At 68.6% G+C, this 20,362-nt stretch carries 18 protein-coding genes; all 18 read left to right on the top strand.

Annotated elements, in window-relative coordinates; genetic code table 11:
* Positions 1-27 precede the first annotated feature (27 nt).
* The 18 genes from ACG00X_RS08880 to ACG00X_RS08795 all read left to right on the top strand — a co-directional run bounded on the left by ACG00X_RS08880 (position 28) and on the right by ACG00X_RS08795 (position 20,361).
* Complete coding sequence (locus tag ACG00X_RS08880) at positions 28-1,233, top strand: lipopolysaccharide biosynthesis protein (RefSeq protein ID WP_394487753.1); 1,206 nt, start codon at positions 28-30, stop codon at positions 1,231-1,233.
* Entirely contained in the window at positions 1,233-1,796 is a 564-nt protein-coding gene (locus tag ACG00X_RS08875) for an acyltransferase (protein WP_394487782.1), read from the top strand. Before ACG00X_RS08880 ends, ACG00X_RS08875 begins: the two co-directional genes overlap by 1 nt.
* 46 nt (positions 1,797-1,842) lie before the next feature.
* Positions 1,843-2,931, top strand: a complete 1,089-nt coding sequence (locus tag ACG00X_RS08870) for a glycosyltransferase (protein WP_394487752.1) — start codon at positions 1,843-1,845, stop codon at positions 2,929-2,931.
* A gap of 76 nt (positions 2,932-3,007) precedes the next feature.
* On the top strand, positions 3,008-4,237 hold the full coding sequence (locus ACG00X_RS08865) for a glycosyltransferase family 4 protein (RefSeq protein ID WP_394487751.1): 1,230 nt from the start codon (positions 3,008-3,010) through the stop codon (positions 4,235-4,237).
* 19 nt (positions 4,238-4,256) lie between these two features.
* Positions 4,257-4,934, top strand: coding sequence for a methyltransferase domain-containing protein (locus tag ACG00X_RS08860; RefSeq protein ID WP_394487750.1), 678 nt, complete (start codon positions 4,257-4,259; stop codon positions 4,932-4,934).
* A gap of 19 nt (positions 4,935-4,953) precedes the next feature.
* The gene (locus tag ACG00X_RS08855; protein ID WP_394487749.1) at positions 4,954-6,114 is read left to right on the top strand and encodes a DegT/DnrJ/EryC1/StrS family aminotransferase; all 1,161 of its coding nucleotides are present in this window, start codon (positions 4,954-4,956) and stop codon (positions 6,112-6,114) included.
* 9 nt (positions 6,115-6,123) lie between these two features.
* The gene (locus ACG00X_RS08850; RefSeq protein ID WP_394487748.1) at positions 6,124-6,711 is read left to right on the top strand and encodes a sugar transferase; all 588 of its coding nucleotides are present in this window, start codon (positions 6,124-6,126) and stop codon (positions 6,709-6,711) included.
* Between the two features lie 20 nt (positions 6,712-6,731).
* Positions 6,732-8,633 (top strand): polysaccharide biosynthesis protein, encoded by a 1,902-nt coding sequence (locus tag ACG00X_RS08845; RefSeq protein WP_394487747.1) that lies wholly within the window; start codon positions 6,732-6,734, stop codon positions 8,631-8,633.
* A 12-nt stretch (positions 8,634-8,645) separates the two neighbouring features.
* A complete protein-coding gene (locus ACG00X_RS08840) occupies positions 8,646-10,127 on the top strand; it encodes a UbiA family prenyltransferase (RefSeq protein WP_394487746.1) in 1,482 nt (493 codons plus the stop codon).
* Positions 10,118-11,431, top strand: coding sequence for an FAD-binding oxidoreductase (locus tag ACG00X_RS08835; protein WP_394487745.1), 1,314 nt, complete (start codon positions 10,118-10,120; stop codon positions 11,429-11,431). The genes ACG00X_RS08840 and ACG00X_RS08835 overlap by 10 nt, the downstream gene beginning before the upstream one ends.
* A gap of 10 nt (positions 11,432-11,441) precedes the next feature.
* Complete coding sequence (locus ACG00X_RS08830; protein ID WP_394487744.1) at positions 11,442-12,185, top strand: SDR family NAD(P)-dependent oxidoreductase; 744 nt, start codon at positions 11,442-11,444, stop codon at positions 12,183-12,185.
* Between the two features lie 72 nt (positions 12,186-12,257).
* A complete protein-coding gene (locus tag ACG00X_RS08825) occupies positions 12,258-14,369 on the top strand; it encodes a DUF2339 domain-containing protein (protein WP_394487743.1) in 2,112 nt (703 codons plus the stop codon).
* Between the two features lie 4 nt (positions 14,370-14,373).
* The gene (locus ACG00X_RS08820; RefSeq protein WP_394487742.1) at positions 14,374-15,330 is read left to right on the top strand and encodes an NAD-dependent epimerase/dehydratase family protein; all 957 of its coding nucleotides are present in this window, start codon (positions 14,374-14,376) and stop codon (positions 15,328-15,330) included.
* Between the two features lie 8 nt (positions 15,331-15,338).
* Positions 15,339-16,631, top strand: coding sequence for an NAD(P)/FAD-dependent oxidoreductase (locus ACG00X_RS08815; RefSeq protein ID WP_394487741.1), 1,293 nt, complete (start codon positions 15,339-15,341; stop codon positions 16,629-16,631).
* Positions 16,628-17,029, top strand: a complete 402-nt coding sequence (locus tag ACG00X_RS08810; protein ID WP_394487740.1) for a GtrA family protein — start codon at positions 16,628-16,630, stop codon at positions 17,027-17,029. The genes ACG00X_RS08815 and ACG00X_RS08810 overlap by 4 nt, the downstream gene beginning before the upstream one ends.
* A gap of 16 nt (positions 17,030-17,045) precedes the next feature.
* The gene (locus tag ACG00X_RS08805; RefSeq protein ID WP_394487739.1) at positions 17,046-18,020 is read left to right on the top strand and encodes a lysylphosphatidylglycerol synthase transmembrane domain-containing protein; all 975 of its coding nucleotides are present in this window, start codon (positions 17,046-17,048) and stop codon (positions 18,018-18,020) included.
* Positions 18,017-18,910, top strand: a complete 894-nt coding sequence (locus ACG00X_RS08800) for a hypothetical protein (RefSeq protein ID WP_394487737.1) — start codon at positions 18,017-18,019, stop codon at positions 18,908-18,910. Before ACG00X_RS08805 ends, ACG00X_RS08800 begins: the two co-directional genes overlap by 4 nt.
* The gene (locus ACG00X_RS08795) at positions 18,907-20,361 is read left to right on the top strand and encodes an alkaline phosphatase family protein (protein WP_394487736.1); all 1,455 of its coding nucleotides are present in this window, start codon (positions 18,907-18,909) and stop codon (positions 20,359-20,361) included. Before ACG00X_RS08800 ends, ACG00X_RS08795 begins: the two co-directional genes overlap by 4 nt.
* Position 20,362 lies beyond the last annotated feature (1 nt).

Below are 20,362 nucleotides of genomic sequence, written 5' to 3'. Positions count from 1 at the left end.
TCCGCGATTTTAGAATCGCCCGCCTCGATGAACGCCCACAGCCTGCGCCGCGCCACCTTCACCCTGCTTGCCGGCAGCGCGCTGGCGCAGGCCGTGCCGCTGCTGCTGGGGCCGTGGATCGCGCGGCTGTACTCGCCGGCGGATTACGGCCAGTTCTCCCTGGTGTGGACGGTGGCGAGCAACCTCGCCGTCGTTGGCTGCGCGCGCTACGAGTTCGCGCTGGCGCTGGAAACCGGCGAGCGCGGCGCCGCGGCGCTGCTGGCGCTGTGCCTGCGCGTGCTGATGGCGATGACGCTGCTGGCGCTGTGCCTCGGTGCGGCCTGGGCGGCCTGGGCGGGGTTGTCTCTGGCGGCGGCGCTGCCGCTCGTGGTGCTCGCGCTCGCCGCCAGCCAGGGCCTGGCCCAGTGGGCGGCGCGGGCCGGGCGCTTTGCGGCGCTGGCGCGCGCCCGCGTGCTGCAGTGGGGCGGTGGGGCGGTCGCGCAGGTCGGGTTCGGGCTCCTGCAGGCCGGACCCTGGGGCCTGGTGAGCGGCGCCACGCTGGCCACGGCCGCCGCCGCCGCGCTGCAGGCGCAGCCGGCGCCGGCCGGCGGATGGCGCGGGCTGTTCAAAGCGCAGCCGCTCACGGCAATGGCCGCCAAGCACCGCGACTTCCCGCTGCTGAACACGCCCCACGCCTTTGCCGGCGCGCTGCAGGACACGCTGGCCATCGCACTGCTGACGGCCTGGCTGGGCGCACCCGAGGCCGGCGCCTGGGCGCTGGCGCTGCGCTATCTGAAGGCCCCGGCGTCGCTGGTGGGCGGCTCGCTGTCGCAGGCCTTGTATCCGCGGCTGACGCAGGCGGCGAGCCGCGCCGAAGCGCGCACGCTCGTGCGTCACAGCCTGCTGCTGCTCGCCGCCATCGCGCTGCCGCTGATGCTGGCGCTGCTGCTGCTGGGCCCCTGGCTGTTCGGGCTGGTCTTCGGCCCCGATTGGCTAGGTGCCGGCGTGCTGGCGCGGTCGCTCGCGCTCTACATCGCGCTGCACTTCATCGCCTCGCCGCTGTCCGTCGTGACGATGGCCTGGGGCGCGCAGGCCTGGGCCTTGAAGCTGGCGCTGGTGGGGCAGTTCATGTTCATCGGCGGGCTGGCGGCCGGCCTGCATCTGGGCGGCCTGGCCGGTGCCGGCTGGGGGGTGTCGGCCGCGATGCTGCTCTACTTCGGCTATTTCTTCTGGGCTCTCTGGACTTGGGAATGATCCGCCCCTGGCTCAACCGATGGCGCCGCCGGCTGGCGCACGCGCTGCTGTTCCGCATGGTCTTCGGCGAGCGCGGGCGGCCGCACACGCGCATCGCGCCCAGCACCTGCATCGAGGGCGAGGCGGGCCTGGAGCTGGCCGACCATGTCTTCATCGGCCAGTTCAACTTCATCGACGCCAGCGCCGGCCTCGTCATCGAGGAAGGCGTGCAGATCTCCAACTTCTGTTCCATCCTGACCCACAGCACGCACAACGCCTTGCGCATCAACGGGCGGCGCTTCGCGACGGCCGGCGGCCAGCCGCCGGGCTATGTGAAGGCGCCGGTGCGGCTCGGCGCCTACAGCTTCGTCGGTGCGCATTGCCTCATCGAGCCGGGCAGCCAGCTCGGCAAGGGGGCCATGTTGTGCGCCTACGCCCAGCTGCGCGGCATCGCGCCCGACTTCGCCATCATGGCCGGCCAGCCGGCCCGCCAGGTGGGCGACACCCGCGTGCGCGACGCCGTGCTGCTGACCCGCCACCCCGAGCTGCGCGAGGCCTATGAGGCCTGGGCAGGCAAGCCATGACACCTTGGTTCTTTCCATCTTTCACCCCCATCGCCGGGAGCCGCCCATGAGCCTCGGTGGCGGCCTCAAGCTCGTGCTCATCGGCGATGGCGAAAGCCCGCACCTGCTGAAGTGGGCGCGGGCGCTGCAGCCCCGCGTGCAGCTGTACGCGATCTCGTCGCGTGGCTTTCTGCCGGAGTTCCTGAAGCTGCTGCCCGACGCGCAGCGCCTGGCACTGAACACCGAACCCGAGCACGCGGGCGGCAACGTGGCGCTGATCAAGCAGCTGCCCCGCATGGGCGCCTGGCTGGCCGACACCGACGCCGACTGGCTGCATGCGCATTACCTGACCTCGCATGGCTCGCTCGCCTGGGCGGCCAAGCTGGGCTGGCGGCTGCGCGCGCAGATCGCCGGCTCGGCCTGGGGCAGCGACATCCTCGTGACGCCGCAGCGCGGCGGTGCCTGGCGCTGGATGACGAAGAAGGTGCTGCGCCACTGCGCGATCATGACGTCCGACTCGCTGCACATGACCGAGCGCATGCGCGAGCTGGGCGCGGGCGAGGTGATGACCTTCCCGTTCGGGCTGGAAGCCATGCCGAAGCAGAACGCGAAGAAGCAGCCCTGGCTGTGCTTTGCCAATCGGGGCCTGGAGCCCATCTACCGGCCGCAGCTCGTCATCGACGCGTTCGCGCGCATCGCGGCTGCGCAGCCGGAGGCCAGGCTGGTCGTCGCCAACGACGGTTCTCTGCGCGCCGCGCTGGAGGCCGACGTGGCGGCCAGGGGGCTGGCGGAAAAGATCAGCTTCGTCGGCCGCCTGGACGCGCAGGCGCAGGCCGCGCACTACGCCCGGGCGACCTGGTTCCTGAGCTTGCCCGAGAGCGACTCGGTGTCCGTTTCCGTGCTGGAGGCCATGGCCCACGGCTGCGTGCCGCTGCTGTCCGAACTGCCCGCCAACCGCGAGGTGATCGGTGACTCGGCCCGTGGGCTGATCGTGGCGGGCAACGTCGGCTCACTGGACGACCTGCCGGCGCGCATGGCCGCGCTGGATGCGCCCAGGCTCGCCATCGTCAACCGCGACTGGGTCGCCGCCAACGGCCTGTTCGAGCCGCATGTGCAGCGCTTCCTCACACGCCTGAAGGAATTGACGCCGGCATGACCAAGCCCCCACGTTCGCTTTGCTCACTGCCCCCCAAGGGGGCGCATCAGCGCCTTCGGGCGGCCGGGCGCCGCCGATGAGGATCCTGCTCGTCAACCACTACGCCGGCTCGCCACGCCACGGCATGGAGTTCCGCCCCTACTACCTCGCCCGCGAGTGGGTGAGGGCAGGGCACGAGGTCATGATCGTCGCCGCGTCGTATTCGCATGTGCGCGCCGTGCAGCCCGAGGTGCCCGGTGTGCCCGTCGAGGAACTGATCGACGGCATCCGCTACCGCTGGCTGCCCGTGCCGCAGTACGCCGGCAATGGCATGGGGCGGCTGCGCAACATCCTGTCCTTCCTGCGCCAGCTGCGCGCCGATGCGTGGCGGCTCACGCGTGAGTTCCGGCCCGACGCGGTCATCGCGTCCAGCACCTATCCGATGGATGTGTGGGTCGCGAAAAGGCTCGCGCGCCTGGCCAAGGCCAAGCTGGTCTATGAGGTGCACGACCTCTGGCCGCTGTCGCTGATCGAGCTGTCGGGCATGTCGCCGCGCCACCCGTTTGCGATGCTGTGCGGCAAGGCCGAGGCCGATGCCTACCGCGATGCCGACGTCGTCGTCTCCATGCTGCCTTGCGTGCAGGAGCACATGGCGTCCCGGGGCCTGGACCTGAAGAAGCTGCACATCGTGCCCAATGGCTTCGCGCCGGAGGAGTGGCAGGGGGAATCGACGCCGCTGGGCGACACGCTTCAGGCACACCTCGACGCCGAGCGCGCGGCCGGCCGCGTCATCGTGGGCTATGCCGGCTCCATGGGCCTGCCCAATGCGCTGGACGTGCTGCTGGATGCGGCGGCCAGGCTGAAGGACGCGCCGCTGAGCTTCGTGCTGGTCGGCAGCGGCCACGAGGCCGAGCGCCTGGCCGCGCGTGCCGCTGCCGAGGGGCTGGCGAACGTGCGCTTCTTCGCGCCCATCCCCAAGGCGCAGATCCCGACGTTGCTGAGCCATTTCGACATCGCCTACATCGGCTGGCAGCGCACGCCCATCTACCGCTTCGGCATCGCGCCTAACAAGCTCATCGACTACCTGATGGCTGGCCGCGCCGTGCTGCACTCCGTCGAGGCCGGTAACGACCCCGTCGCCGAGGCGGGTGCCGGCCTGACGGTGGCGCCCGAAGACGCCGAGGCCGTGGCCGCCGGCCTGCGCCAGCTGGCGGCGCTGACGCCCGCCGAGCGCGCCGCGATGGGCGCGCGCGGCCGGGCCTTCGCGATGGAGCGCCATGCCTTCCCCGTGCTCGCCGAGCGCTTCATCCGGGCTCTGGCACCGTGATGGCACCACGGCTGCGGCGATGAACGAGCTGGACCGCATCGCCCAGCGCTATGCCCGCCGCGCAGACCGGGGCGAGGGCGACCGCTACAGCCTGCTGCGGCCCGAGGTGTGGCGCATGTGGCAGGAGCGCCAGCGCGCGCTGCTGACGCTGCTGGCGCGCCGCCCGGGCGTGCCGGCCGAATGGCGGGCCACCGAGGTGGGTTGCGGCGCGGGTGGCAACCTGCTGGACTTGCTGCGGCTGGGGTTGCTGCCGCCGCATCTCACCGGCATCGAGCTGCTGCCGGCGCGCCTGGCCGCAGCCCGCGCGGCGCTGCCCGAGGGCGTGCGGCTGTTGTGCGGCGACGCGGCGGCGGCTGATGTGCCGCCCGCCAGCCAGGACCTGGTGCTGCAGTCCACGGTGTTCTCGTCCATCCTCGACGACGCCCTGCAGCAGCGCGTGGCCGACGCGATGTGGCGCTGGCTCAAGCCCGGCGGTGCCGTGGTCTGGTATGACTTCACCGTCAACAACCCGCGCAACCGTGACGTGCGCGGCGTGCCGCTGGCGCGCGTGCGGGCCTTGTTCCCGCAAGGGCGCTTCACGGCCCGCCGTGTGACGCTGGCGCCACCGCTGGCGCGCGCCTTCCCGGCGGCCTACCCGCTGCTGAATCTCGTTCCCTTGTTGCGCACGCACCGTCTCGTGCTGATCGAGAAGCCCTGATGCACGAAAATCCCGCCCGATGACTGCCCAGCCCTTCCTTCCCTTTGCCCTGCCCGACCTCGGCGACAACGAGATCGCCGAGGTCGTCGACACGCTGAAATCCGGCTGGATCACCACCGGCCCCAAGGCCAAGCGCTTCGAGCAGGCGTTCGCCGAGTTCCTGGGGGACCCGCAGATCGAGTGCATCGCGGTCAATTCGGCGACGGCCGGCCTGCACCTGGCGCTGGAGGCGATCGGCCTGGCGCCCGGCGACGAGGTCATCACGACGACGCACACCTTCACGGCCACCGCCGAAGTCGTGCGTTATCTCGGGGCCGACGTGAAGCTGGTCGACATCGACCCTGCGACGCTGAACATCGACATCGCCGCCATCGAGGCCGCCATCACGCCGCGCACGAAGGCCATCATGCCGGTGCACTACGCCGGCCTGGCCGTGGACATGATCGCGGTGCTGGACATCGCGCGCCGCCACGGGCTGCGCGTCATCGACGACGCGGCGCACGCGCTGCCGACGACGATCGAGAAGGAGCTCATCGGCACGCTGGGCACCGACGCCACGGTCTTCAGCTTCTACGCCAACAAGACGATGACGACGGGCGAGGGCGGCATGCTGGTCACCCGCAACCCGGAGCTCGCCAAGCGCGCCCGCGTCATGCGCCTGCACGGCATGAGCCGCGACGCCTTCGACCGCTTCACGGCCAAGGTGCCCAGCTGGTACTACGAGATCGTCGCCCCCGGCTTCAAGTACAACCTGACCGACATCGCCGCCGCGCTGGGCCTGCACCAGCTCAAGCGCCTGCCGGCCTTCCAGGTCCGCCGCGAGCAGATCGCCGCGCGCTTCAACGAGGCCTTCGCCGACCTGCCACTGATCCTGCCGCCGCAGGCGCCCGAAGGCGACACGCACGCGTGGCACCTCTACGTGGTTCGACTGGCCGACAAGTCGCCCCTCACGCGTGACGCCTTCATCGAGGGCATGTTCGCGGCCGGCATCGGCTGCAGCGTGCATTACGTGCCGCTGCACCTGCACCCCTACTGGCGTGACCGTTACGGCCTCACGCCCGAGCAGTTCCCGCAGTCGCAAAAAGCCTACGAGCGCACGGTCAGCCTGCCGCTGTATACGGCGATGAGCGATGCCGACGTCGAGCGCGTCATCGCGGCCGTGCGCGGCCTGCTGGCCTGAGCGCGCGCCTTGGCCAAACGCCTGTTCGACGTGATCGCCTCCGCGCTGGGGCTGTTGCTGCTGTCGCCGCTGCTGCTAGCCGCAGCGGTCTGGGTTCGGCTGGACTCGCCGGGGCCGGTGCTGTTCCGGCAACGCCGTGTGGGCCGCTTCGGTGTGCCGTTCACCATTCACAAGTTCCGCACGATGCGCGTCGAGCCGGGCGCGGCCATCACCGTCGGCGAGGACCCGCGCATCACCCGCTCCGGCCGCGTGCTGCGCCAGACCAAGCTCGACGAACTGCCGCAGCTCTGGGACGTGTTGCGCGGCGCGATGAGCCTGGTGGGCCCGCGGCCCGAACTGCCCCGGTATGTCGAGCTCTATCCTGAAGCGCTGAGGCACGCCGTGCTGGCCGTGCGCCCCGGCATCACCGACCCCGCCTCGCTGGCCTACAGCCACGAGGCCGACTTGCTGGCCGCCGCCGCCGACCCCGAGCGCGAATACCGCGACGTCATCCTTCCCGCCAAGCTGCGCCTGTCCGCCGACTATGCGGCCCGGGCCAGCCTGGCCTCCGACCTGAAGCTCATCGGCCGCACGTTGCTCCGCGTGCTGCATGGCTGAGCGCTGACAATAACGCCCTTATGGACTGGCAACGTCTCGATGTGCTGCTGACCCGCGTGCGCCCGCACCGGGAGCGACTGGCTTTGGTGCTCGACCTGGGTGTCGTGGCGCTGGCCTGGCAGTTCACCTACCTGTTCCGTCTTGGCTTCGAGCGTTGGTTCTCGGCGCGGCCCGACTACGACGCCTATGTGCTGCTGGGCGTGCTGGTGGTCTACGCCGTGGCCTTGTGGGCGCTGCGTGTTCCCAAGGGCATGTGGCGCTTCTCCGGCTTCGGCGAAATCAAGCGCCTGGCGCTGGCCTGCGGCGGGGCGGGCCTCGTCAGCGCCACGCTGGTGCTGATGGCTCATCTCGCCGGCGTGCCCCGCGCGGTGTTGGCCTTGCATCCGCTCTTCACGCTGATGCTGCTGGCCATGATGCGCATGGGCTACCGCATGCTCTACGAGCACATGCGCAGCCGCATCAGCGGCAGTGCGCAAGAGCAGCGCCGGGCGCTGGTGATGGGCGCGGGTGACGCCGGTCGCTTGCTGGTGGCCGGTCTGCAGCACACACAGGGCTGGGTCATCGTCGGCTTTCTGGACGATGCGCCGCACAAGCAGGGGGCTCGCGTCGCGGGCGTGCCGGTGCTTGGTACCTTGACGCAGACGGCCGAGTTGGCGGCACTGCACGGCATCACCCACGTCATCGTCGCCATGCCGGGAGCGGCGACGCCCCAGCGCCGGCAAGCGCTGGAACTGGCCGGCAAAGTGGGCCTGCCGGTGTTGACCGTGCCCAGCAGCGAGGAGCTGCTGTCCGGCCGTTCGGTCAACCAGGTGCGCGACATCGAACCCGAAGACCTGCTGGGCCGTGAGCCGGTCGAGCTCGACGAAGGCGGCATCAGCGAATGCCTGAACGGCAAGGTGGTGCTCATCACCGGCGCCGGCGGCTCCATCGGCTCGGAGCTGTGCAGGCAAGTCGCCCGTTATGGCCCGTCGAAGATCGTGCTGTACGAACTCAGCGAGTTTGCGCTCTACACCATCGAGCAGGAGCTGGGCGAGAAGTTCCCCCACATCCCGCTGGTGCGCCTGATCGGCGATGTGAAAGACCTGGAGCACTTGCGCCACGTCTTCGGCAAATACAAGCCGCAGATCGTCTTCCACGCCGCGGCGTACAAGCATGTGCCGCTGATGGAAGAAGAGAACGCGTGGGCGGCGTTGCGGAACAACACGCTGGGGACCTATCACGCCTGCCTGGCAGCCGCAGAGAACGGCGTTGAGCGCTTTGTATTGATCAGTACCGACAAGGCAGTGAACCCCACCAACGTGATGGGCGCCACCAAGCGCGCAGCGGAACTCGTCATCAGCCACATGGCAGGTCAGGGCCACGCCACCAAGTTCATGGCTGTGCGCTTCGGCAATGTGCTGGGGTCGAGCGGCAGCGTGATCCCGAAGTTCAAGGAGCAGATCGCCCAAGGCGGGCCGGTGACGGTGACGCATCCGGACATCACGCGCTACTTCATGACGATTCCTGAAGCGGCGAGGTTGGTCGTGCAGGCAGGGGCGATGGGCGAGGGTGGTCAGGTGTTCGTGCTGGATATGGGCGAGCCGGTGAGGATCGTGGATCTGGCGAAGACGATGATCCTGATGGCGGGACGCTCGGAGCAGGAGATCGGGATCCGGTTCACCGGGCTGCGACCTGGAGAGAAGCTGTATGAGGAGCTGATCGCGGATTCGGACAAGACGGTGCCGACGCGGATTGCGCGGGTGAGGATTGCGAAGCTGGGGCAGGCAGACGCCGACTCCGGCCCGGAGGACGGTTTGTTGTCGTGGGCCCTCAACCCCGACCCAGGCGGTGATCGTCAGCGTGAAGGTGTCGTGCGAGGGCTTTCCCGATTCGTCCCTGAGTACGGTCGCCGCCCCGAGCCGGCGGCGTCGGAGCCTCGCTGAATTCCAACGACAATGCGCCCCGCTCCTAGGGAGCAGACACGAGCTATTGAGGGAAATTTGACTTCGCATCCGTACCCGCTGGTGGTCGATCTTGACGGCACGCTACTGAACACCGACACCCTGCATGAGTCCGCGCTCCAATTGCTGCGGGACAAGCCGGCGAGCACGCTGTGGATTCCGGGCTGGCTGGCCCGCGGCAAGGCTCACATGAAGCGCAGGATCTCGTCCCTGACAGAGCTCAATGTCGAGACGCTGCCCTACAACGAGCCTTTGATCGCCTGGTTGCGGGACCAACGCGCGGCTGGCCGGCGGCTGGTGCTGTGCACGGCGACGGACCGTTCGATCGCCGAGGCGATCGCCGCGCATCTGCAACTGTTCGACGAGGTCATCGCCACCGATGGCACGGTCAATCTGGCCGGCGGCAACAAGGCCGACGCGCTCGAAGCGCGTTTCGGACCGAAAAGCTTCGACTACGCCGGCAATGCGACGCCAGACCTGGAGGTCTGGGAGCGCGCCCGGGAGGCGGTCGTCGTCAACGCGTCCGCTGCGCTCGTCGCCGCCGCCCGTGCTCGCTTCACCGTGGCGCAGGTCTTCGAGGCGCCGGCCGCCGGCTTCTCTGTCTGGCGCCGCGCGCTGCGGCTGCATCAATGGCTGAAGAACCTGCTGCTGTTCATGCCGCTGCTGGCGGCGCATCAGCTCGGAAACGCGCAGGCCTGGGGCACGCTGGCGATCGCCTTCATCGCTTTCAGCCTGTGCGCCTCTTCGGTCTATCTGGCCAACGACCTGCTTGACCTGCAGAGTGACCGGCTGCACCCGCGCAAGCGGGCCCGTCCATTCGCTTCTGGCGCGCTCCCGGTCTGGACAGGCGTGGCGCTGGCGCCGGTGTTGCTGGTGGCCAGCCTCGGGCTGGCCAGCATCGTGGACACGGCCTTCCTATGCTGGTTGTCGGTCTACTTTGTCCTGACCTGCTGGTACTCCTGGTTGCTCAAGCGCCTGATCCTCGTGGATTGTCTGACGCTCGCCATCTTGTACACCTTGCGCGTGCTGGCCGGTGGCGCCGCCGTGGGTCTGGCTCTGTCTTTCTGGCTGTTGGCGTTCTCGGTCTTCCTGTTCCTGTCGCTCGCCTTCGTGAAGCGCTACGCCGAGCTTGAACTGCAACGCACCAGCGGCCGGACCAAGCTGTACGGGCGCGGTTACCTGACCAGCGATGCGCCGCTGATCCAGACGATGGGCATCACCGCCGGACAGGCGTCGGTGCTGGTGCTAGCCCTGTACCTCAACAGCGATGCCGTCACCAAGCTCTACCGTCATCCGGAGATCATCTGGGGGGCCGTGCCGGTCATGCTGTTCTGGATCCACTGGATGTGGATGCAGGCCCACCGCGGCCGTATGCACGACGACCCGCTGGTCTTCGCCGTCAAGGATCGGACCTCGCTGGTGGCGGGCGCCTGCGTGGCTGCGGTGCTGGCCTTGGGGGCGCTCGCGTGGTGGTGAAGGTCAGCGGCTGGGGCCGGCTGAGCGACGCGGAACATGAGGTCGTGCCGCTGAGCGACCGCTTCGCCTTGAGGCGCCATATCGCGCATCGCCCGGGCGGAATCGCCCACGGCATGGGCCGCAGCTACGGGGATGTCGCGCTCAATGGAGGCGGACTATTGTGGGCCACGCGCGGCCTGGATCGCTTCATCGACCTCGACGCGGCCAGTGGCCGGCTCACCTGCGAGGCCGGCGTGCTGCTTCGCGACATCCAGCGCCTGTGCGTGCCGCGCGGTTGGATGCTGGCCGCCAGCCCCGGCACTCAGCTCGTCACCGTCGGCGGCGCGATCGCCAACGACGTGCACGGCAAGAACCATCACGCGGTCGGAACGTTCGGCGACCATGTGCGCCGGCTGGTCCTGCAGCGCGTGGATGGCACCCTGATCGAGTGCGGTCCGGACCTGCGCGCTGACTGGTTCGCCGCCACCGTCGGCGGCATCGGCCTGACCGGTCTCATCGTGCAGGCTGAGTTGCAGCTGCGCCCCGTGCCCGGTCCCTGGCTGGTCACGGAGTCGATGCCCTACGGCACGCTGGCGGAATTCTTCGAGCTGAGCCGGCAGTCCGAGGCGGACTGGGAGTACACCGTGTCGTGGATCGATTGCCTGTCGGGCGGTCTGGACAGCGGCCATGCGCGCGGCCTCTTCATGCGCGGCAACCACTCGCCGCTGGCCTGCGGCCCCTCGCCCAAGGTCCGTACCCGCCGCGTGCCTTTCACGCCGCCGATGTCGCTGGTGAATCCGCTGAGCCTGCGCGCATTCAACGCCGCCTATTTCCAAATGGGGTGTTGGCGGGCGGGCGTGGCGACGGCGCATTACGAGCCGTTCTTCTACCCGCTGGACAACCTGCAGGACTGGAACCGCATCTACGGGCCACGCGGCTTCCATCAGTATCAGTGCGTGCTGCCGCCCGAGTACGGTGCTACTGGTGTGCAGGCGATGCTGGCCGAGATCGGCTGTTCGGGCCGCGGGTCCTTCCTCGCGGTACTCAAGACCTTCGGAGATCGTGAGGCGCCTGGCATGCTCAGCTTCCCGCGGCCGGGGGTGACGCTGGCGCTGGACTTTGCCAACACCGGGTCGGAACTGGCACATCTGTTCGAGCGGCTCGATGCCGTCGTGGCTGAGTGCGGCGGGCGTCTGTATCTGGCCAAGGACAGCCGCATGCCGCGCGCCTTGTTCGAGGCTGGGTATCCGCGGCTGTCCGAGTTCCAAGCCTACCGGGACCCTGGCCTGTCGTCCGAAATGTCTCGGCGCCTGATGGGGGCGTGAAAAGGAAACGATGAAACATATCCTGATCGTTGGCGCGACTTCGGCGATGGCCGATCAGTGTGCGCGTCTATGGGCGACACGCGGCGGCGCGCGGCTCGTGTTGGTCGGCCGCGACGAGCGCCGGTTGGAGACCATCGCGCAGGACCTGCGGGTGCGGGGGCAGGGCGTGGAGGCTTCGACTCGCGTCGTGGACTTCGAGGACGCGGCCGCCATCGGTGCGCTGGTGCGTGAGGCGGCGGCCGAGCGGCCTGTCGACATCGCACTGGTCGCGCACGGACATCTGCCCGATCAGCCAGCCTGCGAGGCCGAGCTCACGCTGGCGGCGCGCGAGTTATCCATCAACGGCGTGTCACCGGTACTGTTCGCCGAGGCCATCGCCGGTGAGATGCAACGCGCAGGCCGCGGCGCGCTCGCGGTGATTGGATCGGTGGCCGGGGACCGCGGCCGCAAATCCAACTATGTCTACGGTTCGGCCAAGGGCCTGGTCGAGCGCTACGTCGAGGGATTGCAGCACCGGCTGGCGGCGACGCCGGTCCGCGTCACGCTGGTCAAGCCGGGGCCGACCGATACCCCGATGACGGCCCACCTCAAGCGGGACGGCGCCAAGCTGGCGGACGTGGCGGCGGTGGCGCGAGATATCGTCAGCGCCACCGAGGCGGGTAAGCCTGTGCTGTACACGCCAGGAAAGTGGGTGCTGATCATGGCCGTGATCCGGAACCTGCCGCGCGCGGTTTTCCATCGCATGAACATCTGATCGCCGCAACAGCGGACCGCCGCATCGCGGCACTGCCTCACTGGCGCCTTTGACCTCCAGGGATGACACAACATGGGCCAACACCATGATTACGCCTCGATGCCCGCGACGACGGGCCGATGGTGCCTAGCCGATTGGATTGGCCTGACGCTGATCCTGCTCAGCGTCGACTTCTTTCCCAATCTGCCCGATGCCTCGCTCGATTCCTCATGGATGAGCGGCCTGACTGCGGCGCTGGCGCAGGGTGCCGTGCCCGGCCGCGACCTGCTGTTCACCTACGGGCCGCTGGCCGGCATGTTGACGGCCTATGCGGGTCCGGGTTTCCTGCCCGGCCTGGCAATGGCGCTGGCGATCGCGGCGACCTTTGCCGTCTTGCTGCGTATCGGGACGGGACGCCGCTTCGTCGGGGTTGCCGCGCTTGTGTTCCTGCTCAGCCCGAGCAACGAGGCGCTGTTCTATCTCTTCCTCGGCGCGATCCCGTTGGCGGCCGCGCGCATCGGCGCGGACCCGCGTGCCAGCCCTACTCCGCTGATCGCCGCCGCCGTGCTGGCGCCGGCGCTCACGCTGGCCAAGCTGTCCTTCCTCCCGCTGAGCGCTGTGCTGCTGGTGCTCAGCGGCGCGCACTATTTGGCGAGGCGCCGCCCGCGCGCCGCGATCGTGGGCGCGCTGCTATTCGCCGCCTCGCTCGTGGCGATGTGGCTGATCAGCGGCCAGTCGTTGGGCGACCTGCCGGCCTACCTGCTCGATGGCGAGATCATCAAGGGCTACACCAGCGCGATGGAGTGGGACATCGGCGTCGGCGTCGCCGGCGTGAACCTGCAGTTGATCGAGACGGTGCTGCTGTATGTCACGGCGGCGCTGGTACTGGGTGTGCTCGTTCCCCGCGCGCCGGGTCGCGCCACGCAGGCCTACCTGATGCTGTCGCTGGCCGCGGTGCTGGCCGTGGTGATCAAGGCCGCCGTCGTGCGGCATGGCGGCGTGCACTCGATCTTCCCGTGGGTGCTGCTGTGCGTGCTCCCGCTGTCCGTGCCAGCTGCGCCGCGGCTGCCGGGACTGGCTCGCTTCGGCTTCGCCGCCGCCTTGCTGATGACGCTCGCACTCGCCCCGATTTACAGCGGCGACGGACGCGGCATCCCGAACATGATTGCCGCGGCCCGCGATCACGCGCAGTCGCGCGGGCTGGACTGGCAGACGGTCAAGCGTTCGCCGGGCTACTGGGGCACCTACATCACTGCGGCGACGGGGCAGTTCCTGGGCAGCTTGCCCAGCCCGCTGTCCGGCCTGGCCGAACGGGTCCAGAATGGCATCGGGCTGACGCTGGCCGTGCTGAGCGGCGGCGATTCGACGCGCGAAGCCGTCGCCCAGGTGCATCGCGAAATCCTTGCGGCTTGTCCGCTGACCCGCGTGACCGGCAACGTCGACATCTATCCGACCGACATCAACTGCGTGCTGGTGCACGGCATGACGTGGTCGCCGCGTCCAGTCTTCCAGAGCTACAGCGCCTACACGCCGGGTCTGCAGACGCTCAACCGCGCGCACATCGCTGGTGAGTGGGCGCCAGATCACCTCTTCATCGACGTCAAGGCGCTCGATGGCCGCCTGCCGGTCCTCGAGGAAGGCAATGCCTGGACCTGCCTGGCGCGCCGCTACCGGCCCTCCGGCGCGATGCAGGGCGACTTCCTGCCGCTGACGCGTACGAACGACGACTGCGGAGACACGCGGGAGACAGGCAGCCAGGCCGCGCGACTGGGCGAGCCCGTCACACTGTCATGCGATCGTCCGCAGGCCCTGGCGAGTTTCGATTTCCGTCCTACCGCGACCGGCCGACTGGCCTCGCTGTTCTACAAGACCCGTCGGCTGAACATCGACGTCCGTACCTGCGGCGGCGAGACCCGCAGTTACCGGTTCGTGCCGGGGATGGCGGCGCTGCCGCTGCCCCTGAGTCCGCTGGTCGAGAATGCGCGGGAGCTTCGCCAGTCGTTGTACGACGGCGGGCTCCCGCCAGGGCGCCGCATCGCGCAGTTCGTCATCAGCGAGGGCTTGTCCGAAAGTCCGATCCGCGGCTGGGCTGCCGATTACACCGTGCGCTGGCACGAGGCTCGTGATCCGGGCGCCACCTCCTCGACCACCCCCCCGCCGGCGGCGTCCGCGCCTTCCCCGTTTCCGATGGCCTCCGCGCCCTGATTCCATGCCGCACACCACCTTGTCACCAGACACCAAGATCGTCCTGCCCGGCGGCGCCGGCCTGGTCGGCCAGAACCTCGTCGCCCGCCTGAAGGATGCGGGGTATCGCCACATCGTCGTCATCGACAAGCACCCCAACAACGTCGCCGTGCTCCAGCGCGTGCAGCCCGACATCACCGTCGTGCAGGCCGATGTCTCGCGACCCGGCGATTGGGAACGCCATTTCGAGGGCGCGGGCGCCGTGGTCATGCTGCAGGCGCAGATCGGCGGCAACGACTACCAGGAGTTCGTCCGCAACAACGTGGACTCCACGCGGCTGATTCTTGAACTGCTGCGCCGTCACGGCATCGAGCGTCTGGTGCACATCAGCTCCTCGGTGGTCGAGTCTGTGGCCGACGACTTCTATACCAACACCAAGAAGGACCAGGAGCGGCTCGTCATCGAGAGCGGCATTGTCTGCCCGATCCTGCGCCCCACGCTCATGTTCGGCTGGTTCGACCGCAAGCACCTGGGCTGGTTGTCGCGCTTCATGCAGAAGGTGCCGTTCTTCCCCATCCCCGGACACGGCCGATACATGCGCCAGCCGCTGTACGCCGGCGACTTCTGCAACGTGATCATCAGTTGCATCGAAGGTCGGGTGAAGGACGGGATCCACAACATCTCTGGCCACGAGAAGGTCGATTACATCGACATCATCCGCGAGATCAAACGCGCCACGCGCTCGCGCACGCCCATCGTGCGCATTCCCTATGCGGCCTTCTACGCAGCGCTGTGGACCTGGGGCCTGTTCGACAAGAACCCGCCGTTCACCACGCAGCAACTGGCCGCGCTCAGCGCCAAGGATGAGTTCGAGGTCATCGACTGGCCCGGCATCTTCGGCGTCAAGCGCACGACCTTCCGCGATGCCGTGGAAGAAACCTTCAACGACCCGCGCTACAGCAGCGTGGTGCTCGAGTTCTGAGAGACGACATGACGCAGCAGCAACGCATCGCCGTGCTGGGCGCCGGCCCCATGGGGCTGGCGGTGGCCTATCAATTGGCGCTGGACGGTCATCGGCCGGTCGTGTTCGAGGCCGATGACCGCGTGGGCGGCATGACCGCCACGATGGACTTCGGCGGCCTGGACATCGAGCGCTACTACCATTTCCACTGCACCTCGGACACCGCTTTCCTTCAGATGCTGGACGAGCTCGGCCTCGCCGACCGCATGCGCTGGGTGGCCACGAAGATGGGCTACTGGTACCAGAATCGGTTGCAGCCCTGGGGCACGCCTTTCGCGCTGCTGGCGTTCAAGGGCCTGAGCCTGCCGGCCAAGATCCGCGCCGGCCTGCATGCCTTCCTGTGCATCAAGCGCAACGACTGGAAGCCGCTGGACCCCCTCGAGGCCACCGGCTGGCTGCGGCGCGGCGTGGGCAACGAGGCCTACGAGGTGCTGTGGCGCAAGCTCTTCGAACTCAAGTTCTACGACTACACCGACAAGCTGTCCGCAGCGTGGATCTGGAGTCGCATCCGCCGCATCGGGCGCTCGCGCTACAACCTGTTCAAGGAAAAGCTGGGCTATTTGGAGGGCGGATCCTCGACACTGCTGCAAGGCATGAAGGCGGCGATCGAGGCGCGGGGCGGCGAGTTCCGCCTGAGCACGCCGGTCCAGCAGGTGCTAATCGAGGACGCCCGCGTGCGCGGCGTGCGCCTGGCTAGCGGGGACGAGCACTTCGACAAGGTCATTAGCACCGTACCGCTGCCTTACGTCAGCCGCCTGATGCCAGACCTGCCGGCGGACATCCGCGCGAAATTCGATACCCTGAAGAACATTGCCGTGGTGTGCGTCATCGCCAAGATGCGCAAGCCGGTGACCGACAAGTTCTGGCTCAACACCAACGACCCGGAGATGGACATCCCGGGCGTGGTCGAGTATTCGAACTTGCGTCCGATGAAGGACCACATCGTCTACGTACCGTTCTACATGCCGGGCGAGCATCCGAAGTTCGCCGAGGACAACCAGGTGTTCCTGAACAAGGTCCGGCGTTACTTCAAACGCATCAATCCCGCGCTGACCGACGACGATTTCATCGACATGCGTGCCAGCCGCTATCGCTACGCGCAGCCGATCTGCGATCCGGGCTACCTGGATCGTCTGCCGCCGGCCAAGCTGCCGGTGCAGGGCCTGTGGGTGGCCGACACCTCGTACTACTACCCCGAGGATCGCGGCATTTCCGAGAGCATCGGGTTCGGGCGCAACATGGCACGGGACGCGACGGCGTGATCTCCGCCTTCGGTTCCCGCCAGTTCCTCATCTTTATGCTGACCGGGGGGGTAGCGGCGGGGGGCAACTTCGGCTCGCGCATCCTGTTCAGCCAGTGGATGGGGTATTCCGCCGCGATCGTGCTGGCCTACCTGGTGGGCATGACCATGGCGTTCATCCTCGCCCGGCTGTTCGTGTTCAAGGACGGTAGCCGGTCGCTGCACCAGTCGGCGATGTACTTCGTACTGGTCAACGCCGTGGCGGTGGTGCAGACCTGGGCCGTGAGCGTTGGCCTGGCCCACTTCTTGTTGCCGGCGATGGGTGTGACACGTTTCGTGCACGAGATCGCACATGCGGTCGGCGTCGTGGTGCCCGTGTTCACGAGCTACCTCGGCCACAAGCACCTGTCCTTCCGCTGACGCCGTCACCATGGCCATGAAACGTGCCCTCGCGGGCTTCTTCCTTCTCACCGCGCTGTACGTCGGCGCGCTGGTCTGGATCGACGCGCGGCGGCAGGTTTTCGACGGCTTGATCGCGCTGGCCGGCGTGCTGCCCGTACTGATGGCCGTCTCGCTGGTCACTTACGCCGTACGTTTCGCCCGCTGGCGCTGGCTGCTGGCGCGCGCAGGCCATGTCACGCCGGTCGGCCGCGGATGGCTCGCCTACCTGTCGGGTTTCGCCTTCACGGCCACGCCCGGCAAGGTCGGCGAGCTGATACGGATCCGATACCACCAGCCGATGGGTGTGCCAGCCTCGCGCGTGATCGCGGCCTTCGTGTTCGAACGCGCGTTCGATCTGATCGCCGTGCTGGGCCTGGCCGCGCTGTCCATCCGCGACTCCCGCCTGATGTCGCTGGCGCTGGTTTTCGTGGTGCTTTGTCTGGTGGTGGTGACCTTGCCGGCGCGCTTTCCTTCGTTGATGGACAGGATGCGCGCCTGGCTCGATCGGCGTCATCTGCCGCGTGCCGCGAGCCTGTGCGCCGTCCTGGGCGAGGCCTTCCTCGGCTGCCGGATCTGGTTGACGCCGGTGGACCTGGCGATCAGCGCGGGCCTGGGCCTGGTGGCCTGGGGAGCGACGGCGCTGGCGTTCTCCCACCTGCTGGGCCGGCTCGGCGTGACTGGGCTGACGGGGGGCGACGCGCTGGCGATGTATCCGATGGCGATGCTGGCGGGCGCGGCGTCGATGCTGCCCGGTGGCATCGGGTCGACCGAGGCCGCGCTGGTGGCCTTGCTGACGACCTCTGGCGTCGGACTCGCGGTGGCCGTGCTGGCCGCCGTGGGGATCCGTCTGGCAACGCTGTGGTTCGCGATCGTGTGCGGGCTGATCGCGGCATTCGGCCTGGAGTTGCGTTCGCAGACGACGTTGGCGCGGTCCGCGTCGCCCACAACACGGCGCGAGGACGCCGCATGAGCGCGATCCGCGGTCGGATCGCCAGGGCGATGCTGGCGGTGCTGGCGATGGCGGGCCTGCTCGTGGCCGTCGGGGTGACCGCGGCCTTCTGGCCGACAGCACGCGTGGCGCTGCATCGGCTGGACAGCAACTGGCTGGGTGAGCGGGTGATGGACACGATGACGCGGATTCGCGGCGACGAGGACTGGTCCCGCGCCGCCCCACTGCGGCCTGCTCAGGACTACGGCTGGCTCCGGGCCGCCGGACGGCCGGTGCGCATCGCCCACGCGCTGGGTGCCGCCGGGCGTCCCACCGCCAACACGCTGGGCGCGATGCGGCGTGCCTACGCGGCTGGGTTCCGGCTGCTGGAAGTCGATCTGGTGGACGAGGGGGGCGAACTGCACTGCCAGCACGATCCGGGACCGCAAGGCGACCTCGTCAAGGACGGCTGCACCCTGGATACGCTGCTGGAGGCCGTGCCGCCGGATGCCTGGCTGGTGCTGGACATCAAGACGGATTTCGCGGCGGTGGGCCAGCGCATCGTCGATCGCGTGACCGGCACCGCCGATGCGAAGCGCATCGTGTTCCAGCTTTATCGCCCCGGGGACTTCGCGCTGTTCAATCGCTGGCAGGAGCAGGCGTCGCTGCCAGGGCCGATTCTGACGGCGTATCTCGCGCATCGGCGCATCGATCACGTGGCCACCCAGGCGTCTCGGATCGGCGTGACAGCCTTCACCTTGCCGCTGGACCGGCTGCCGGCGTTGACCGCCTCGCCGATCGGCGCGACCGTGCTGGCCCATCCCGTCCACAATTGCGCGGCCTGGGCGCAGGCGGTGCGTCGCGCCGGGGGCGTCTATACCTTGTCGTCACTGCGCTGCGGCGCTTCTTCCCAACACGCTCCATCGCCATGAGCTCACGTTCAGTCAGAGGGTTGCGGCGGCCGATCGGCGTGACCGGACTGATGGGCGGCCCACTGGGACTGTCGGCCCGCTTCGTCGTTACCGTCGTGGCGCTGCATGCGCCGTCGTGGCTGCTGGCCGCGGTTTTCCAAGGGCCACGGGCCGATGAGCGGCCATGGTTCAACCTGGACCTACTTCTGGCCGGCGTGCTGGCCTGTCTCTCGCCGATCGTCGGAGGGGTGGCGCTGCTGGTGGCGTGGGCGGCCGACGCGATCCGGCTGGCATCCAAGAACTATCACTTCATGTCGGTGATGGACTTCATGGATGCCGCCCGATTCGTCGACATGCTCAACGTGTCGATCTTCGTCACGCCATCGCCCGTAGCGCTGGTCGCCGTTCTGGCCGTCTGCGCCTGGATAGTGCTGCGTCAGTCGCGTGTGCGCCGACTGTGGCTGCCGCTGGTCGGCTTCATGGTGCTGTGCATCGGCCTGGATGCGCTCAACGGCTCGCTGCACCTCTTCGGCATGGAGAAGGACAGCCGCCTGCTCCATACCAATTTCGCCGGTAGCCCGAGCTGGAACGTGTGGCGCGCGCAGCGCCAGGCCGCGGTGGTCGCTGGGGCGCCCGCGCCAATGGTGCCCGCCGTGGCTCATGATGCGCTACGCGCTTGGCACGAGGCTCAGCCCCGCGGCTCCTCGTTACTGGTGCTGGTCGAATCCATGGGCCTGCCGCGCGACCCGGGCCTGCGCGAGTGGCTGGCGGAACGGATCGACACGCGGCGGATGTCGCAGCGCTGGCGCGTGACAGCCGCGCGGGAACCTTTCTCCGGCGCGACTACCTCTGGCGAGCTGCGCACGTTGTGCGGGCTCCAGGCGCATTATTCGCGCCTAGACGCACAGGCCGCCTCGAGATGTTTGCCCCGGCAGCTCGCCGCGAAGGGCGTGCGCAGCATCGGTTTACATGGTTTCGGTCTGCGCATGTTCGATAGGCGCGACTGGTGGCCGAGGATCGGCCTCTTGCCCTGGCAGTGGCCGGAAGATCCGGCAGCGGCCGGGCTGCCGATGAACTGCAATCACGCGTTTCCGGGCATCTGCGACAGGGCCGTCCTGAGCCGGGCGATCGAAGAGGCGCAAGAGCCATCCCGGCTGGTCTATGCCTTGACGCTCGATACTCATCTGCCGCTGGCTGCGCCGCTCGAGCCGATGCCGCCGGAGCTCAAGGCGGCCTGCGCGCGCGCAGCCGCGCCGGCGTCGGCGTGCCAGCTCATGCAACGGCTCGGACAGGTACTCGACGACCTCGAACAGCGCCTGGCCGCGTCGCTGACCACGCCCTTCGTGGTCATTGCCGGCGATCATGCGCCGCCGTTCGGTGAGAAGGACAACCGAGAGGTCTTCGAATCCGACGAGGTTCCCGTGATCCTGATGAAGCCGGAGAATGCGGCGGACCGCGGTCGCGAACGCTGAG

The organism is Pelomonas nitida (assembly GCF_043555975.1).
GTDB classification, from domain to species: Bacteria; Pseudomonadota; Gammaproteobacteria; order Burkholderiales; family Burkholderiaceae_C; genus Pelomonas; species Pelomonas nitida.
This window is presented reverse-complemented; position numbering and strand designations above follow the sequence as displayed.

Excerpts from the sequence above, each read along its gene's own strand:
- ACG00X_RS08815 (WP_394487741.1), top strand. The coding sequence starts at position 15,339 with ATGACGCAGCAGCAACGCATCGCCGTGCTGGGCGCCGGCCCCATGGGG.
- ACG00X_RS08830 (WP_394487744.1), top strand. The coding sequence starts at position 11,442 with ATGAAACATATCCTGATCGTTGGCGCGACTTCGGCGATGGCCGATCAG.
- ACG00X_RS08870 (WP_394487752.1), top strand. The coding sequence starts at position 1,843 with ATGAGCCTCGGTGGCGGCCTCAAGCTCGTGCTCATCGGCGATGGCGAA.
- ACG00X_RS08845 (WP_394487747.1), top strand. The coding sequence starts at position 6,732 with ATGGACTGGCAACGTCTCGATGTGCTGCTGACCCGCGTGCGCCCGCAC.
- ACG00X_RS08880 (WP_394487753.1), top strand. The coding sequence starts at position 28 with ATGAACGCCCACAGCCTGCGCCGCGCCACCTTCACCCTGCTTGCCGGC.
- ACG00X_RS08795 (WP_394487736.1), top strand. The coding sequence starts at position 18,907 with ATGAGCTCACGTTCAGTCAGAGGGTTGCGGCGGCCGATCGGCGTGACC.
- ACG00X_RS08825 (WP_394487743.1), top strand. The coding sequence starts at position 12,258 with ATGGGCCAACACCATGATTACGCCTCGATGCCCGCGACGACGGGCCGA.
- ACG00X_RS08800 (WP_394487737.1), top strand. The coding sequence starts at position 18,017 with ATGAGCGCGATCCGCGGTCGGATCGCCAGGGCGATGCTGGCGGTGCTG.
- ACG00X_RS08855 (WP_394487749.1), top strand. The coding sequence starts at position 4,954 with ATGACTGCCCAGCCCTTCCTTCCCTTTGCCCTGCCCGACCTCGGCGAC.
- ACG00X_RS08805 (WP_394487739.1), top strand. The coding sequence starts at position 17,046 with ATGAAACGTGCCCTCGCGGGCTTCTTCCTTCTCACCGCGCTGTACGTC.
- ACG00X_RS08865 (WP_394487751.1), top strand. The coding sequence starts at position 3,008 with ATGAGGATCCTGCTCGTCAACCACTACGCCGGCTCGCCACGCCACGGC.
- ACG00X_RS08820 (WP_394487742.1), top strand. The coding sequence starts at position 14,374 with ATGCCGCACACCACCTTGTCACCAGACACCAAGATCGTCCTGCCCGGC.
- ACG00X_RS08860 (WP_394487750.1), top strand. The coding sequence starts at position 4,257 with ATGAACGAGCTGGACCGCATCGCCCAGCGCTATGCCCGCCGCGCAGAC.
- ACG00X_RS08840 (WP_394487746.1), top strand. The coding sequence starts at position 8,646 with ATGCGCCCCGCTCCTAGGGAGCAGACACGAGCTATTGAGGGAAATTTG.